16 protein-coding genes are annotated in these 16,299 nt (G+C 69.1%); 5 read left to right on the top strand and 11 right to left on the bottom strand.

The window, feature by feature from the left end; translation table 11 throughout:
* Positions 1-26 precede the first annotated feature (26 nt).
* Together AB0J62_RS23430 and AB0J62_RS23425 are read left to right on the top strand one after the other, a co-directional pair.
* Entirely contained in the window at positions 27-557 is a 531-nt protein-coding gene (locus AB0J62_RS23430) for a hypothetical protein (protein WP_363874771.1), read from the top strand.
* Between the two features lie 3 nt (positions 558-560).
* Positions 561-1,118, top strand: coding sequence for a hypothetical protein (locus AB0J62_RS23425; protein WP_363874768.1), 558 nt, complete (start codon positions 561-563; stop codon positions 1,116-1,118).
* Between the two features lie 29 nt (positions 1,119-1,147).
* Here AB0J62_RS23425 and AB0J62_RS23420 read toward each other — a convergent pair whose 3' ends face one another.
* The 9 genes from AB0J62_RS23420 to AB0J62_RS23380 are packed head-to-tail and all read right to left on the bottom strand — an operon-like array spanning position 1,148 to position 8,322.
* On the bottom strand, positions 1,148-1,765 hold the full coding sequence (locus AB0J62_RS23420) for an acVLRF1 family peptidyl-tRNA hydrolase (protein ID WP_363874765.1): 618 nt from the start codon (positions 1,763-1,765) through the stop codon (positions 1,148-1,150).
* Positions 1,762-2,148, bottom strand: a complete 387-nt coding sequence (locus AB0J62_RS23415; protein WP_363874762.1) for a metal-sulfur cluster assembly factor — start codon at positions 2,146-2,148, stop codon at positions 1,762-1,764. Before AB0J62_RS23415 ends, AB0J62_RS23420 begins: the two co-directional genes overlap by 4 nt.
* Positions 2,141-2,599 (bottom strand): Fe-S cluster assembly sulfur transfer protein SufU, encoded by a 459-nt coding sequence (gene sufU / locus AB0J62_RS23410; protein ID WP_363874759.1) that lies wholly within the window; start codon positions 2,597-2,599, stop codon positions 2,141-2,143. The genes AB0J62_RS23415 and sufU overlap by 8 nt, the downstream gene beginning before the upstream one ends.
* A 1-nt stretch (position 2,600) precedes the next feature.
* On the bottom strand, positions 2,601-3,860 hold the full coding sequence (locus tag AB0J62_RS23405; protein WP_363874756.1) for a cysteine desulfurase: 1,260 nt from the start codon (positions 3,858-3,860) through the stop codon (positions 2,601-2,603).
* Entirely contained in the window at positions 3,857-4,618 is a 762-nt protein-coding gene (gene sufC, locus AB0J62_RS23400) for a Fe-S cluster assembly ATPase SufC (protein ID WP_363874753.1), read from the bottom strand. The genes AB0J62_RS23405 and sufC overlap by 4 nt, the downstream gene beginning before the upstream one ends.
* 23 nt (positions 4,619-4,641) lie before the next feature.
* Entirely contained in the window at positions 4,642-4,980 is a 339-nt protein-coding gene (locus tag AB0J62_RS23395; RefSeq protein WP_131292671.1) for a non-heme iron oxygenase ferredoxin subunit, read from the bottom strand.
* Positions 4,977-6,179, bottom strand: a complete 1,203-nt coding sequence (gene sufD / locus AB0J62_RS23390) for a Fe-S cluster assembly protein SufD (RefSeq protein ID WP_363874749.1) — start codon at positions 6,177-6,179, stop codon at positions 4,977-4,979. The genes AB0J62_RS23395 and sufD overlap by 4 nt, the downstream gene beginning before the upstream one ends.
* Positions 6,179-7,591, bottom strand: coding sequence for a Fe-S cluster assembly protein SufB (sufB, locus tag AB0J62_RS23385; protein WP_363874746.1), 1,413 nt, complete (start codon positions 7,589-7,591; stop codon positions 6,179-6,181). The genes sufD and sufB overlap by 1 nt, the downstream gene beginning before the upstream one ends.
* The gene (locus AB0J62_RS23380) at positions 7,588-8,322 is read right to left on the bottom strand and encodes a metalloregulator ArsR/SmtB family transcription factor (RefSeq protein WP_363874743.1); all 735 of its coding nucleotides are present in this window, start codon (positions 8,320-8,322) and stop codon (positions 7,588-7,590) included. The genes sufB and AB0J62_RS23380 overlap by 4 nt, the downstream gene beginning before the upstream one ends.
* A 163-nt stretch (positions 8,323-8,485) precedes the next feature.
* On the opposite strand from AB0J62_RS23380, the gene AB0J62_RS23375 reads away from it, so the two are divergent.
* The 3 genes from AB0J62_RS23375 (at position 8,486) to AB0J62_RS23365 (ending at position 11,043) form a co-directional block, all read left to right on the top strand.
* Positions 8,486-9,205, top strand: a complete 720-nt coding sequence (locus tag AB0J62_RS23375; RefSeq protein WP_363874740.1) for an ABC transporter ATP-binding protein — start codon at positions 8,486-8,488, stop codon at positions 9,203-9,205.
* A 115-nt stretch (positions 9,206-9,320) separates the two neighbouring features.
* On the top strand, positions 9,321-10,097 hold the full coding sequence (locus AB0J62_RS23370) for an ABC transporter permease (RefSeq protein ID WP_363874737.1): 777 nt from the start codon (positions 9,321-9,323) through the stop codon (positions 10,095-10,097).
* 19 nt (positions 10,098-10,116) lie between these two features.
* Complete coding sequence (locus AB0J62_RS23365; RefSeq protein WP_363874734.1) at positions 10,117-11,043, top strand: COX15/CtaA family protein; 927 nt, start codon at positions 10,117-10,119, stop codon at positions 11,041-11,043.
* Between the two features lie 39 nt (positions 11,044-11,082).
* Here AB0J62_RS23365 and AB0J62_RS23360 read toward each other — a convergent pair whose 3' ends face one another.
* Both AB0J62_RS23360 and AB0J62_RS23355 read right to left on the bottom strand, forming a co-directional pair.
* Positions 11,083-15,009 carry a carboxypeptidase regulatory-like domain-containing protein gene (locus AB0J62_RS23360; protein ID WP_363874731.1) on the bottom strand — a complete coding sequence of 1,309 codons (3,927 nt, stop codon included), beginning with the start codon at positions 15,007-15,009 and terminating at the stop codon, positions 11,083-11,085.
* Positions 15,010-15,092: 83 nt separating this feature from the next.
* Positions 15,093-16,091 carry a helix-turn-helix transcriptional regulator gene (locus tag AB0J62_RS23355; RefSeq protein ID WP_363874728.1) on the bottom strand — a complete coding sequence of 333 codons (999 nt, stop codon included), beginning with the start codon at positions 16,089-16,091 and terminating at the stop codon, positions 15,093-15,095.
* Positions 16,092-16,299 lie beyond the last annotated feature (208 nt).

Genomic DNA, 16,299 nt, shown 5'->3' with positions numbered 1-16,299 from the left:
GATTTCGGGCGATCGAGAGGGGCGGTATGGCATTCGCGGTGGCGCGGACCCGGGACGAGGCGCAGCTGTATCTGGAGCTGCACCCCTGCCCGGACTGCGGGTCGATCGACGCGCCGTGGGAGCAGGCGCTGATCGAGGTCGACGGTGAGCTGACCTCCAGCTACGCCGCGATCTGTCCCGGCTGTAACGCGCAACGCGAGTACCTGTTCGGTCTACCGGTTCGGGAGACGCCGGTGCGCGACTGGCCGACGTTCGGCGGATCGGAGCCGTCGGAGGTGCTGGACGCGGGCCAGTGGCTGGAGGTCGCCGACACTGCTGCCTCGGAAGTCCCCCCGGATCCCGCGGAGGCCGGTAAGGTGCTGGCCGTTGCGCGCGCAGCCGTGGACGAGGTGATCAAGTTCGTGCCGCCCGGTGCGGACGCCGTACCGCAGGACGGGTTCTGGACGCGGGAAGGTGGTGCGGTCCGCGATGCTGACCCGGGGCGGTTCCGGCTCGAGCGGTTGCTGATAGCGCGGGACACGTACGACGAGCTGGGCCGAGAGCTAGGAGCGAGATAACCGATGCTGACCGCCAGGACCCTGACCGAGGCCCAGATCTATGTGAGCCTGGTGACCGCGGCCGACCCGGAGGCCCCCGCGGTCGTGCCGGCCCGGCCCGAGCCGGGAGTCAACGTCACCGAGGGCCCGGACGCGTGGGTCTTCGCGTCGCAGGCCGGCGAGATCACCATCCCGTACGCCTCGGAGCGCGCGGCCACCGCTGTCGGCGCGCGGTTCGGTCTGGGCAAGTCCCAGCTGATCGACGCGGCGCAGTGGGCGATCGTCTCCGCGTCGTTCGCCCGCCGGGCGCTGGACGCCGACATGGCCTACACCGGCGCGCCGGACCAGGACCGCACCATCGTCGAGCTGAACTGGGAGTTCGCCGCCGACGCGGTCAGCGAGGCGATCAAGTTCCTGCCCGACGGCGCGGACGAGGTCCCGGACGCGGACATCTGGTCGGAGTACGGCGCGGCGGCGAAGGCCCGCCACCCGCATCTGGTCAGCCGCGCCAAGCTGCACGACGACCTGGAGTACTACCGCGGCACGCTGGAGGATTTCCGCGCGCTGTACAAACGATCCTGACGTGACGAAGGCCACCATCGAGTGAACGCCTAGGCCGACTGATCCACGTCGATCCGGATCGCCAGCGCGTCGACGCCGGCCTGCTCGAGCACCTTCTGCTTCGGATCCGGTACGCCGAGGAACGGCGGCCGCACGATCCCCGGCAGGTCCTTCAAGCGCGGATCCTCGAGCACGGTGTCGACAGCACGCCGGTCTCCCCCGCACACCAGGACGTCCAGCCGCGCCGGCGCCAGGATCCGTACGGCGACCTCCGTCGCGGCCGCGAACGCCTCGCGGGCCTGGTTGTCCCGCCGGCGCGCGTACCGCTGCTGCGACCAGCCGCCCGCCTTCGTCGTACCCTGCACGTGCCGCGAGCCGACCTTCGAGTCGAGCAGCTTGCCCCCGGCAAACACTCCGGCGCCGTACCCGCCCCGGCGTACGAGCAGTACGCCGAGACGCCGCTCGGCCAGCACATGCGCGACGAGCCCCTCGCGGGACAAGACCGCGAGGGGCTCGAAGGGCACCGTGACGACGGCGGTCGAGCCGTCCTCGGCGGACAACGTGACACTGGTCGGCGTCACGTCGTACCGCACCGCGCCATGGCGCTCACCGAAGCCGTCCAGCCACCTGTCCAGTCGGCCCGGCGCTACCGAAACCGTGCGACTCACACGTTGAAGCCGAGAGCACGCAACTGGTCGCGGCCGTCGTCGGTGATCTTCTCCGGGCCCCACGGCGGCATCCAGACCCAGTTGATCCGGAAGTCGTTGACGAGACCGTCCAGCGCCATCCGGGTCTGGTCCTCGATCACGTCGGTCAGCGGGCAGGCCGCCGACGTCAGCGTCATGTCGATGATCGCCGTGCTGGTGTCGTCGACGGTGATGCCGTAGATCAGGCCCAGGTCGACGACGTTGATGCCGAGCTCAGGGTCGACGACGTCCTTCAGCGCCTCGGTGACGTCCTCGACCTTGGCCGGAGTCGTGCCAGGCTGGGCAGCCGCGGCCTCGAGGTCGACCTCGGGGAGCTCGATCTTCTCGTCGGTCTGGTCAGGCATTCTTCACTCCTTCTCCTGCTGCGAGGGCCTGGGCCGTGGCATCGCGCCACGCCGACCAGCCCAGCAACGCGCATTTGACGCGGGCCGGGAACTGCGCGACGCCGGCGAACGCGACACCGTCCTCCAGTACCTCTTCGTCCGGCTCGACATTCCCCCGGCCCTGCATCAGCTCGAGGAACTTCTCGTACGTCGCCATGCCCTCGGACACCGGCTTGCCGATCACCAGGTCCGACATCACCGACGTCGCCGCCTGGCTGATCGAGCAGCCGACGCTGCTGTGCGTGACGCCCTTGACGGTGTCGCCGTCGAGCTCGACCCGGAGCGTGACCTCGTCCCCGCAGGACGGGTTCACGTGGTGCACCTCCACGTCGTACGGGTCCGCGAGGCCCGCGTGGTGCGGGCTGCGGTAGTGATCCAGGATGATCTCCTGGTAGAGGTTGTCGAGCTGCATATCAATCCACCTTGAAGTACTTGCGCACGAATCCGAGGCCGTCCACGAGCGCCTCGATCTCCTCGGGGGTCGTGTACAGATAGAAAGACGCTCTGGTCGACGATTGCATTCCGAACCGCTCGTGCACCGGACGCGCACAGTGGTGCCCGGCCCGTACGGCGATGCCGCGGGTGTCCAGCACGGTCGACACGTCGTGCGGGTGGACGCCGTCCAGCGCGAAGCTGATCGCACCGCCGTGGTCGGCGGCTTCCGTCGGTCCAAGGATCTTCAGACCGGGAACGGTCTTCAGCCCCTCGAGCGCGTACTCGACGATCGCGTGCTCGTGGGCAGCGATCTTGTCCATGCCGATCCCGGACAGGTAGTCGACGGCCGCACCGAGCCCGACGGCCTGCGCGATCGGCGGCGTACCGGCCTCGAACCGGGCCGGCGGAGCGGCGTACGTCGAACCGGTCATCCGGACGATCTCGATCATCTCGCCGCCACCCAGGAACGGCGGAAGCGAGGCGAGCAGGTCGTAGCGGCCCCAGAGCACGCCGATGCCGGTCGGGCCGACCACCTTGTGGCCGGTGAAGGCCAGCAGGTCGGCGCCGAGCGTCGAGACGTCGACCGGGAACTGCGGGACGGCCTGCGACGCGTCGACGACAACGGTCGCGCCGACGGCGTGCGCCTTCGCGGCGATGTCACTGATCGGGTTGATCGTGCCGAGCGCGTTCGAGACCCAGGTCAGCGCGACGACCTTGGTCTGCTCGGTGAGCAGCTCGTCGATGTTCGACAGGTCGAGCCGGCCGTCCTCGGTCACGCCGAACCACTTCAGCGTCGCGCCGGTCCGCTCACAGGCGAGCTGCCACGGGACGATGTTGCTGTGGTGCTCCATCTCGGAGACGACCACGACATCGCCCGGCTTCAGCGACGCGCCGAGCGTGTGCGCGGCGAGGTTGAGCGCCTCGGAGGCGTTCTTGGTGAAGACGATCTCGTCCCGCGACGGCGCGCCGATGAAGGCCGCGACCTTGTCCCGGCCGCCTTCGTACGCCGCGGTGGCCTCGGCGCCGAGCTGGTGCATGGCCCGGGCCACGTTCGCGTTGTGCTTGAGGTAGTGGTCCTCGATCGCCTGCACCACCTGGCGCGGCTTCTGCGACGAGTTCGCCGAGTCCAGGTAGACCAGCGGGAAACCACCGGCCAACTCGCGCGACAGGATGGGGAAGTCCGCCCGGACCGACTGCAGGTCCAGCGGACTGCTGAATGTGGTCCGGGCGTCGGTCACTTCGCGCCTGCCTTCAGGAACCGCTCGTAGCCGTTGGCCTCGAGCTCCTCGGCCAGCTCCGGGCCGCCCTCCTCGGCGACGCGACCGTCGACGAACACGTGCACGAAGTCCGGCTTGATGTAGCGCAGGATCCGCGTGTAGTGGGTGATCAGCAGAACGCCCTTGTCGCCCTGGGCGGCGAACCGGTTGACGCCCTCGGAGACGATCCGCAGCGCGTCGATGTCGAGGCCGGAGTCGGTCTCGTCGAGGATCGCGACCTTCGGGTTCAGCAGCTCCAGCTGGACGATCTCGTGCCGCTTCTTCTCACCGCCGGAGAAGCCCTCGTTCACGTTGCGCGTGCCGAAGTCGGCGTCCATGTCCAGGTCGGCGAGCGCCTTGTTGACGTCCTTGACCCAGGTGCGCAGCTTCGGCGCCTCGCCGTCGATCGCGGTCTTCGCGGTCCGGAGGAAGTTCGCCACCGAGACACCGGGCACCTCGACCGGGTACTGCATGGCCAGGAACAGGCCGGCCCGGGCGCGCTCGTCGACGGCCATGTCCAGCACGTTCTCGCCGTCCAGCGTCACCGTGCCGCTGGTGATGTTGTACTTCGGGTGCCCGGCGATCGAGTACGCCAGCGTCGACTTGCCGGAGCCGTTCGGGCCCATGATCGCGTGCGTCTGACCACCGGCGATGGTCAGGTCGACGCCGCGCAGGATCTGCTTCGGGCCGTTCTCGGTGTCGACCGACACGTGCAGGTCGCGGATCTCGAGTGTCGCCATGAGTTCTTCTATCTCCGGTTCGTTTACAGGGACTGCTGGTTCAGGGGGTTCTTCACGTCGACGAGCACGTCGTCACCGTCGAGGCGGACGGGGTAGATCGGCACCGGGTCGTAGGCCGGCAGGCTGGTCGGCTCGCCGGTGCGCAGGTCGAAGCGGGACCCGTGCAGCCAGCACTCGATCTCGCACTCGCCGACATCGCCCTCGGACAGCTGGATCTGCGCGTGCGAGCACTCGTCCCGCACCGCGAAGTACTGTCCCTCGCTCTTCACGACCGCGACCTCCACGCCGCCGACCTCGACCGGGATCACTCCCTCGTCGGGTACGTCGGCGGCGGCGCAGGCGCGCTCGAACGTGTCGCTCACTGGCCGATGACCGCCTTGGCGGACGCGCTGAGCTCCGCCGTCCGGGCGAGCTTCTCCTCGATCACCTCGTGCAGGTGCTCGGTGACCTCGGGGACACCGATCTTGCCGATGATGTCGTTGAAGAAGCCGGACACGACCAGCCGCCGGGCCGCGTCCTCGGGGATGCCGCGGGCCTGCAGGTAGAACAGCTGCTCGTCGTCGAACCGGCCGGTCGCGGAGGCGTGACCGGCGCCCTCGATCTCGCCGGTCTCGATCTCCAGGTTCGGCACCGAGTCGGCGCGGGCGCCGTCGGTCAGGACCAGGTTGCGGTTCAGCTCGAAGGTGTCGGTGCCCTCGGCCGCGGCCCGGATCAGCACGTCGCCGATCCAGACCGAGCGGGCGTTGTCACCGGCCAGCGCGCCCTTGTAGAGCACGTTGCTCTTGCAGTTGGCCGCCTCGTGGTCGACGAAGAGCCGGTTCTCGTGGTGCTGGCCCGACTCGGCGAAGTACACCCCGAGCAGTTCGGCGTCACCGCCGGGACCCGCGTACCGGACGTTGGTGCCGATCCGGACGATCTTGCCGCCGAGGGTGACCGCGACGTGGTGCAGCCGGGCGTCCCGGCCGACGAGCGCGTCGTGCTGGCCGAGGTGGATCGACTCGTGGTCGCCCTGCTGGATCGACACGACCCGCAGGTCGGCGCCGTCGCCGACGACGATCTCGACATTGCTGCCGAGCTCACCGGAGCCGCTGTGATCGATGATCACGATCGCCTTGCTGTGCCGGCCGGACTCGATGATCAGGTGGCTGAAGCCGCGGGCGCCGAGGCTCGCGACGTTCACGTGCACCGGCTCGGTCAGCTCGGCCTCGACCGGGATCCGGACCGCGAACGCGTCGCCCGCGTGGTTCCAGGCGACGGCCGCGGAGCGGTCCTGGGGCTTGCCGACCTTGAGCGAGTCAGCGGCGACGGTCTCGAAGACCACGCCCTCCGGGCCGGACGCGTCGACCTTGGGGGTCTCGGTGCCGGCCGCGTCCTCGAACAGGGCCTTGAGCTGCTTGACCGGGGTGAAGCGCCACTCCTCCTCGCGCCCGTTCGGCACCGCGAAGTCGGCCACGTCGTACGACGTGGGCCGCTCGCTGCGGGCCTGGAGCGGGACCGGGGAACCCGGCCCGTGGGAGTGCGCCTTGTTGCCGGTAGCAACAAGGGTGTCAGACGACGACATCAGCCGACGGCCCCTTCCATCTGCAGCTCGATCAGTCGGTTCAGTTCCAGCGCGTACTCCATCGGGAGCTCGCGGGCGATCGGCTCGATGAAGCCGCGGACGATCATCGCCATCGCCTCGTCCTCGGCCATGCCCCGGCTCATCAGGTAGAAGAGCTGGTCGTCGCTGACCTTGGACACGGTCGCCTCGTGCCCCATCGCCACGTCGTCCTCGCGGACGTCGACGTACGGGTAGGTGTCCGAACGGCTGATGGTGTCGACCAGCAGCGCGTCACAGCGCACCGTGGACTTGCTGTGGTGCGAGCCCGGCGCCACCTCGACCAGACCGCGGTACGACGTCCGGCCGCCGCCGCGGGCCACCGACTTCGACACGATCGAGCTGGACGTGTACGGCGCGTTGTGCACCATCTTCGAACCGGCGTCCTGGTGCTGGCCCTCGCCCGCGAACGCGACCGACAGGGTCTCGCCCTTGGCGTGCTCGCCCATCAGGTAGACGGCCGGGTACTTCATCGTCACCTTGGAGCCGATGTTGCCGTCGATCCACTCCATCGTCGCGCCCTCTTCGCAGGTGGCGCGCTTGGTGACCAGGTTGTAGACGTTGTTCGACCAGTTCTGGATCGTCGTGTAGCGGCAGCGGGCGCCCTTCTTCACGATGATCTCGACCACCGCGGAGTGCAGCGAGTCCGACTTGTAGATCGGCGCCGTGCAGCCCTCGACGTAGTGCACGTAGGCGTCCTCGTCGACGATGATCAGGGTCCGCTCGAACTGGCCCATGTTCTCGGTGTTGATCCGGAAGTAGGCCTGCAGCGGGATGTCCACCTTCACGCCCTTGGGCACGTAGATGAACGAGCCGCCGGACCAGACCGCGGTGTTCAGCGAGGCGAACTTGTTGTCGCCGACCGGGATCACGGAGCCGAAGTACTCCTTGAAGATCTCCGGGTGCTCCTTCAGGCCGGTGTCGGTGTCGAGGAAGATGACGCCCTGCGCCTCCAGGTCCTCACGGATCTGGTGGTAGACGACCTCCGACTCGTACTGCGCGGCGACGCCGGCGACCAGACGCTGCTTCTCCGCCTCCGGGATGCCGAGCTTGTCGTAGGTGTTCTTGATGTCCTCGGGCAGCTCTTCCCAGCTCGACGCCTGCTTCTCGGTCGACCGGACGAAGTACTTGATGTTGTCGAAGTCGATCCCGGACAGGTCGGCGCCCCACGACGGCATCGGCTTGCGGTCGAACAGCTTCAGGCCCTTCAGCCGCAGGTCGAGCATCCACTCCGGCTCGTTCTTGAGAGTGGAGATGCCCCGCACCACGTCGGCGGACAGGCCGCGCTGGGCGACCGCGCCGGCGGCGTCGGAGTCGGCCCAGCCGTACTGGTAGTTGCCGAGGCCTTCCAGTTCGGGGTGAGCGGTTTGCGTCATCGTGCGGTCCTCGCAGCTTCGCCGTCGGATACAGGGGCAGCAGGCACTGAGTCGACAGGGCCTGGGATATGCGTCGTACAGACACCGTCGCCGTGGGCGATGGTGGCCAGTCGCTGCACGTGCTTGCCGAGGAGTCTCGAGAACACCTCGGTCTCGGCCTCGCACAGCTGGGGGAACTGCTCGGCCACGTGCGCGACCGGGCAGTGGTGCTGGCAGAGCTGGGCGCCGTGGCCCGCCTCCGCCGTGGACGCGGCGTACCCGTCGGCCGTCAGGGCCTGGGCGAGCGCTTGCGTCTTCTTGCTCTCGGGAGCCAGCGCGAGCTGCTCCCGGTACCGCTCCTCCACCTCGGCGACGCGGCGCCGGGCGAACTCCGCCACGGCGTCCTCACCGCCGGCCTCGGCGATGAACCGCATCGCGGTCGCCGCCAGGTCGTCGTAGGCCTGGTGGAAGGCGTGCCGGCCGGTGTCGGTCAGCACGAAGACCTTCGCGGGGCGGCCGCGGCCGCGCGGGCCGTAGACGCGCTCCTCGCGGGACTCGACCAGACCCTCGTCGAGGAGGTGGTCGAGATGCCGCCGGACCGCCGCCGGGGTCAGCTCGAGCCGCTCCGCCAGCACCGCGGCGCTGGACGGACCGTTGGTCAGGATCGAGCGTGCGACCCGGTCCCGGGTGGACTCGTCCCGCGCGCTACCGGCGCCGTGGGGCACGGCTCCGTTGTTCGCAGGATTTTTCACAACATCAGTGTCGCGTAAATACCCGGGGCCTTCAAATAAGGCTCCCCTAACCGGTTCACGCGTCCACGCGGCGCTCCGGACCGGACCGTGAGCGAGGTCACTTCCCGCCCCCCAACCCCGAGCGGAGCGAGGGTTCTCTCAACCGGTTCTCTATGCTGCCGTTGTGCCAGTCGCGGTAGAGATCGACAACCTCGTCGTGCGGTACGGCGAGAAGACCGCGGTCGACGGTCTCAGTCTCACCGTAACCGCCGGCACGGTGACGGCCGTGCTCGGCCCCAACGGCGCCGGCAAGACCACGACCGTGGAGAGCTGTGAGGGATTCCGCCGGCCCGACTCCGGGCGGGTCCGGGTGCTCGGGCTGGACCCGATCGCGGATCACGACGAGTTGATGCCGCGGATCGGCGTGATGCTCCAGGAGGGCGGCGCCTGGTCCGGCGTCCGTGCCGTCGAGATGCTCAAGTACGTCGCGACGCTGCACACCCACCCGCTCGACATCGCGCTGCTGGTGGAGCGTCTCGACCTGGGCAGCTGCGGACGGACGCCGTACCGCCGGCTGTCAGGTGGTCAGAAGCAGCGGCTGTCGTTCGCGCTGGCGATCGTGGGGCGGCCGGAGATCGCGTTCCTCGACGAGCCGACGACCGGGCTGGACCCGCACGGCCGGCGCGAGATCTGGCAGGTGATCCGCGACCTGCGCGACGACGGCGTGACCGTCGTCCTCACCACCCACGCGATGGACGAGGCCGAACAGCTGTCCGACCAGGTCCACGTGGTGTCGGCCGGCAAGGTGATCGCCTCCGGCACCCCGGACGACCTGACCGAACACCACAAGAAGTCCCTCGAGGACGTCTTCCTCGAACTCACCGCCAAACCGGAGCGCTCGTGACTCTACTAATGCCACGACTCCGTCGCGGCGGGTCATGGGGCTGTAACTCCCGGCCTTCCCTCGTCGCTCCGGTCGCTTCGCTCCCTGCGCTCCTCAGTCCAGACCGGGAGGCCCCATGACCGGTTACGCACCCCAGCCAGGAAGTGCGCCGTGGCCGCGGAAGGTGCTGGCGCACTCGCGGATGGAGTTCAAGCTGCTCGTCCGCAACGGCGAGCAGTTGCTGCTGGCGCTCGTGATCCCGCTCGGCATCCTGCTCCTGCTCGGCGCCACCGGGCTGGGCGACCGCCTGCCGCTCGGCGACGGCCGACCGATCGACCAGGCCGTGCCGCGCGTCCTAGCCCTGGCCATCCTGTCCTCGTCGTTCACCTCGCTCGCCATCGCGACCGGTTTCGAGCGCCGGTACGGCGTCATCAAACGACTCGGCGCCTCGCCGCTGTCCCGCACTGGCCTGCTCGCCGGCAAGATCGGCGCCGTCCTGATCGTCCAGCTCATCCAGCTCGCCGTCCTGATGGGGACAGGACTCGCCCTGGGGTGGAAGCCGGTAGGCGGAGCCGAAGCCGTTGTCGGGGTGGTCCTCACGGTCCTGTGCGGCACCGCGGCCTTCGCATCACTCGGGCTGCTGATGGCCGGCGTACTGCGTGCGGAGGCCACGCTGGCTGCCGCGAACCTGCTGTATCTGTTGTTGTTGGTCGGCGGGGCGATCATGACGCCCGTCGACGAGTACCCGTCCGGCATGCAGAGCGTCGTACGCCTGCTGCCGAGTGCCGCCCTGGCCAACGGGCTGGCCAACTCGACCGTCGAAGGAGTGATCCCGTGGGCCGCCGCGCTGTCGCTCGCCCTGTGGGCCGGGGTGCTCGGCTACCTGGTGTCCCGAACGTTCCGCTGGGACTGACCTTTAGAGTGTCCCGGTGATGACGACGGAGCCTCCGCCTCGAGAAGCTGAACCAGTCAGCCGTTTCTGGCGACTCGTGCCCGAGCCGAGCCTGGACGTGGTCCGCCGCTGGGGCTGGGCCTCGATCGTGGTGAACATCGGCATCGTGGTGACCGGCGGACTGGTCCGGCTGACCGGCTCGGGGCTCGGCTGCCCGACCTGGCCGTCGTGCACGGACGATTCGTACGTGCCGCATGCCGCGCTCGGCTATCACGGCGCGATCGAGTTCACGAACCGCATGCTCGGGTTCGTGGTCGGTGTGGTCGCGATCTGCACCTGGCTGGTCGTGATGCGCTACCGCCCGATCCGCCGCGACCTGCGCCGGCTCGCGACGGCGGCGGCGCTCGGCGTACCGCTGCAGGCCGTCATCGGCGGTATCAGCGTGCTCACCGGACTGAACCCGTGGATCGTCTCTGCGCACTTCCTGGTCTCGCCGATCATCATCACGCTGACCGTGTCGATGATGCGCCGATCACGCACCAGCCCGTATCCGCACACTCCCCCGGTGGTCCGCGCGCTCGCGACCGCCTGCGTGGTGGCCGTCTGGCTGACTGTTGCCCTCGGCACCATTGTCACCGGCGCCGGCCCGCACTCGGGCGACCCGAAGACCGGGCGCAACGGATTCGATCCCGAACTCGTCAGTCAGCTCCACGCGGACGTGGTGTTCGGGCTGCTCGGCATCACGATCGCGCTGGTGATCGCGACCCGGGTCACCGCGACCTCGCGCACGTTGCGCAAGCTGGCGGCCTGGTTGCTGGCCGTCGAGCTGCTGCAGGGCGCCGTCGGCTTCACGCAGTACTTCACCGGACTGCCCTGGGGTGTCGTGCTCGTGCACATGTTCCTGGCCGGCTTGCTGATCGCACTCGTCACGGCCGTGTACGGCGAGCGCGGGACGCCCGCAACGTAGATCCGGCAACCTTCACCGGATCTACGTTGCGTCGCAGCGTCAGCGCCGCGTCAGCGTGACCGTCGCCGGTGTGATGCCGTACGGCGTGTCCGACGTGAAGGCCAGGCGGGCGTCGTACTTCCCTGCCGTGGACGTCGCCGCAGCGTCGAACCGCAGTCGAACCGTCACCGAACGACCAGCCGGAACGGTGACCTGTGTACGGTCAGCCGACAGCCAACTCACGTCCGCGCCGAGGACACACGCATCCTGACCGGACAGGTACTCGGCGAACGGCGTCGCGGTGAAACCGCCGATCGAGCCACCGATCCTGCTCAGCCCACAGGCCGCACTTCCACGGAACATGCTGTACGTCGCATTCGGCAGGTCCGACCAGGCACCTGTCGCCGGATCGAACTGGACGGCCTGGTTGGTGATGTAGCCACCGGTGATGCCGCCGACCAGCTGCAGCTTGCCGCCGCTGCCGGAGTACGCCATGCCCCAGGCGGGGTACGGCATGTCGGCGATCGGCGCCCAGCTGTCCGAATCGGGCTTGTACTGGTAGGCGCTCGCGATCGGGAACTCGTGCCACGGGTCGTCGAGCAGCGGCACCAGGCCACCGGCGCAGATCAGTCCGTCACCTGACCCCGTGCACCCTGCCATCACGACGTGTTCCGGGTACGCGGCAACGCGCGTCCACGTGTTGCGACCGACGTCGTACCGGTAGGTCGGAGTCGCTTCTGTGCACGCCTGCGACGCACAGCCGGCCACCACGTACAAGGCATCGCCGACGACCGCGCCCGACGACGCGCTGCTCGGCACGGGGAGGTCGGCCACGCGTGACCACCGGTTCTTCGCCGGGTCGTACGCGTACGTCGCCGAGCTCGGGTTGCCCTGCGGGTCCCAGCCTCCGGTGACGTACAGCTTGCCGGCGACGAAGCCGCCGACCGCACTCTCCCGCGGCTCGGGCAGGTCGGCGATCCGCCGCCACGAACCGGCTGTCCGGTCGTAGGCGTAGCCGGCGGCGGTCAGACCGTCGTCCGTGGCTCCGCTGACCGAGTAGACGACTCCGTCGTTCGCTGCGACGACGTTGTCCATGATCGGAGTCGGGTAGTTCGGCAGTTGCGACCACGCCGGATTCGTCGACGCGTCCCGGGACGGCACCGGGTTGTGCCCGCTCTGGGTCCCCTTCGCGAACGACAGCGGGGATGCGTCCACCTTCTCCCGCCGCAGCGGCGCCCCGGGAGCCGTCGTCCGGTGGTGACCGTCGGTCGCCGTGAATCCACGGTCCTGCTCGACCAGCGACACCTGAGCAGGCTTCGTGCCGTGGTTGGTGAGCGTGATCGTCCGAGGTCCGATCGGCCCCTTGCCGGCGTTGACCGAGACCGTCGACGGAGTCACGGTGACCCGTCCTGCTTCGAGGGACCAATCGAGCCGGGTCGTCCGGTGCGCGGCGACCCGCCCTGTCTGCTTCGCCTCGGCGTACTGCCGTCCAGTGGCGCTGAGCGCAACGTTGCCCGTCGGGGCGAACAGCGAGTAGTAGCCGTCAGCGAGCTGCGAGTCGTCGGTCGTCGTGTGGCTCACCGCCGGAGTGGTCCCACCGTCGAGCTGTACGCCGGTCAGCCCGGCACCGGTGTTGTGGTCCCGGACGAAACCTGCCACGAGCCCACCCGGTGCCGCCTCGCACGACCGGTTGCCGACGTACACATCGTCCAGCTCCCAGAAGTTGTCGGCCGCCCCACTGAAGCGGAACCTCACCCGGACATCGGCCTTGTTCGCGGCCTGCGGGATCGGCACCTCCACGTGTCCCTGGACGAAGGAGTCCGGCGCGCGCCAGACGTTCTGCCAGGTCGCTCCTCCGTCGAGGCTCAGGTCGACGACGCCGTCCTGCTCACCGAACCCGTAGTCGTAGTAGTACGTGTCGAAACCGACGACCGGCTGCGAGCGCCCGGACAGGTCCGCGACCGGGCTGACCAGGCTCGTGTCATTCCGGTCGACCGGCGACGACCAGTTGTCGACGATGGCGAACTGGCCGCCGGCGCCGGTGAGGTTGCCTTTGGCACCGGGGTCGTCGAACGTCCAGGTCTTGCCGCTGCCCGCGTCGTCGGTCACCGTCCAGTCGTCCTGCGCGCCCGACCATCCCTCGAAGCCGGTACCGGCGCCCTGGAATGCGCGACCGTACCCTGCCGCTGTGCAGCTCGATTCGTCCACGCCCAGCGCGACGTCGCGCACCAGCGCACCCTTTCCGTTGCCGACGGCAACACTGGAGTCGGCGGTCTGGTAGCCGGGCAGGTCGGCTGCCTGGACGCGCAGCTTGTACGTCCTTCCGACGGGGAGCTCGACGCTGTAACGACCGGTGAACGGATCGGTGTGGACGGCTCCGTCCGGATATCCGTCGATGGAGATCTTCGCGTACATCGGCCAGCCCTGACCGGATCCATCGGTAACGGTGCCACTGACCGTACGACGTGCCACTGCGGTCAGCGCGAAGTTCCTCGACAGTGTTGCACCCGCGGACACGGTGATCTCGTCGAACGTCGCGTCGGCGTACCCGAACTTCGAGGCGACGACCCGGTACGTCCCTGCGGCCACCGCGACGCGGTAGTTCCCCGACTTGTCCACGACGGCGCGGGTGCGATAGCCGCTCTTGTCGGTGAACGTGACCGTCGCACCGTCGAGCGGCTGATTCCGCGTCCGCACCGAGCCCGAGACCCAACCAGGCGACCCGAGCGTCAGCGCCGACACACCGTTGGGCGTACCGACGCCCGTCGGGCCGTCCCAGCCTGCGCCTGCCGTGCACCGTACGTCGCCACACGAACCGTCAGCGCCCTCGGTGACGTCGTTCAGGGAGCTGTCGTGGCGATACAGGTAGGTGACCGGATTGCTTCCGGGTACGGGCGTGCCCGCGAGGGCGTACATCGCGGCGACCAGCGGCGCGGACAGCGAGGTACCGCCGTACTGTGCCCATCCGTCCTGCCCGAGTGTGTTGTAGACCGCGAGCCCGGTCTCCGGGTCGGCGACCGCGGACACGTCGGCGGTGGCCCGAGTGTCCGGGCAGCCGGTGTCGAGGCCGTCCTGGTAGTCGGGACGCGGCTCATAGAGCGAGCAACCGCTGCCGCCGTCGGTCCACGCCGTCTCGTGCCATCCGCGTGGAGCCGAGTCGTCCCGGCTCAGGTTCGTACCTCCGACCGAGATCACGTTCGGCGAGGTGGCCGGGTAGCTCTGAACGTTGCCGACATCGCCCGACGACACGGTGACGGCGACACCGGGGTGGTCGTAGTAGTGGTCGTAGTACGTCTCGAACGGGAGTTCACCGTCGATGCCGTAGGAGTTGGAGATCGCCACAGCTCCCAGGGACGCGGCGGTGTCGACCGCCTGACCGAGACTCGGTGAGCTGTTGCTGTCGGCCTGGACGAGGAGGATGTGGCAGTCCGGACAGGCCGAGGAGACCGCATCCAGGTCGAGGGCAGTCTCGATGGACCATCCGGGATCCTCCTGTGGATAGTCCGTTCCGCCGCGCTGGTCGATCTTCCGGAAGCAGCCGTTGTCCGTCGTGCACGGCGGCAGGCCGTAGTGCGCCCGGAACACGGCCAGATCGGATTCGGCGTTCTCGTAGCCGAATGCGTCGACGATCGCCACGGTCCTCCCGGCGCCGCCGTCCGGCAGGGCGTACGCCGCCCTGATGTCGGCCGGCCCCAACGAGCCGGGGAGCGGCCCGGCCGTCCGCTGCGCCAAGGCACCGTGATCGCCGGCCCACCCGACCGCATAGCAGCGGGCCAGCGGAGTGGAACCGTCTGCGGCCGTCTCGGCGACATTGCAGCCCGCCGGGACGGTGCGGCTGCCGTGCGGACCACCTGCCGTCGGACTGCCGGCCGCGACCGCCTCCGAGGGCGCGAAGACCGGGACTGTCACTGCGGACGCCATCAAGGCGGCAATCGTGGTCAGGACGACCGTGAAGATCCGGGCAGTTCGGCCACCACGTCTTGTCATCCGGCCATTACGTCTTGTCATGCGTTGCACGCCTCACCCCTCGCTCACTCTCCCGGCGGGACATTCCCGTCGGGATATCCGGCTCACAACCAGCCCGCCCGCGCGGCGAGCAGACCGGCCTGGAACCGCGTCTCGGCTCCCAAGGCCGCCATCAGCGTGGCGATCCGCCGACGGGTGGTTCGATAACTCCAGCCCAGGTGCCGCGCAATCGCCTCGTCCTTCATCCCGCTGGCGAGCAACACCAGGACGCGTCGATCGTGCTCAGCCGGTTCGAACGTCCCCTCCTGGTCGGCGGCCCGCAGCGAACCGTGAGCGGTCAGCGGCGTTGCCTGCCGCCACAGCTGATCGAAAACCAGCAGCAGTACGTCGAGCAGGCTGCACGGGTGGACGACGATCGCGCTGGCGATGTCGCCCTGGTCGATCGACTGTGGGATGAACGCCGTCCTGCGATCGAAGGTCGCCAGCTTCAAGGGCAGTTCGGACGTGACCCGGGCCTGCTCTCCGGCGGCGACGTACCGCAGAATCGCAGTCACCGCGTTCGGCGCCTGTTCCAGCGCGGCCCGGTCGTAGATCGCCTTGCAGGTCACGCCCCTGGCCAGCACCTCGAACTCAACGGCGTTGGTGTCCGGCCCCGCCGCCCTCGCGTACGGCGGAGTGTCCAGGACCTGCACCTCCTGCGTTGCGGCGCGCTGGAGCTGATCGAAGCGGCTCAGCACCGCGTCGGCACCGATCACGACCTCGATCAGTTCGGTCGGCCCCGTACTGCGACCCGAGCGGAAGTCGGCGACCCACGCCGTCGCCAGTGCCCGGATCCGCTCGAGTTCGGACTCCTGCCGGCGTACCAGAGCCTCGATCGCCGCATCCGGTGCCACCGGCAACAACCGGGGCGTGGGCACCGGCGACCTCGTGATCAGCCCGGTCTGCTCGAGCCGGGCGACGGCGCGGCGAACCCGCCCGGCCGGCGAACCGATCCTGTCGGCCAGCCCGTTCACGGTGAGGCCCGGCCAGCGCAGCAGGATCCGGTACGCCCGTTCCTCGAACTCGCCGACCCCGAGGATCGACAGCTCGGACCCAGTCTGCATGCTGAACCCTCCCTGATGGTGCGCCCGGATCTCGCCGCACGGGCACGACGCGCAAGCAGTTTCGCCAGCGCTACGTCAGGGTGTCCAGCAACATCTCTGGCCTACGTAGGCCACGGCCAGAACTGGCCATCCGGTGCCACCCGAGGTCGGGGGGGCCCCCCGGGGGGCCCCCCCCGGGGCCAACCCCAGACACCAGGAAAGAAACAAA

Origin of the sequence: Kribbella sp. NPDC049584 (genome assembly GCF_040675555.1) — a bacterium.
In the GTDB taxonomy this organism is placed as follows: domain Bacteria; phylum Actinomycetota; class Actinomycetes; order Propionibacteriales; family Kribbellaceae; genus Kribbella.
Note: the sequence above shows the minus strand (reverse complement) of the source record. Positions and strands in the feature narration are given on the sequence as shown.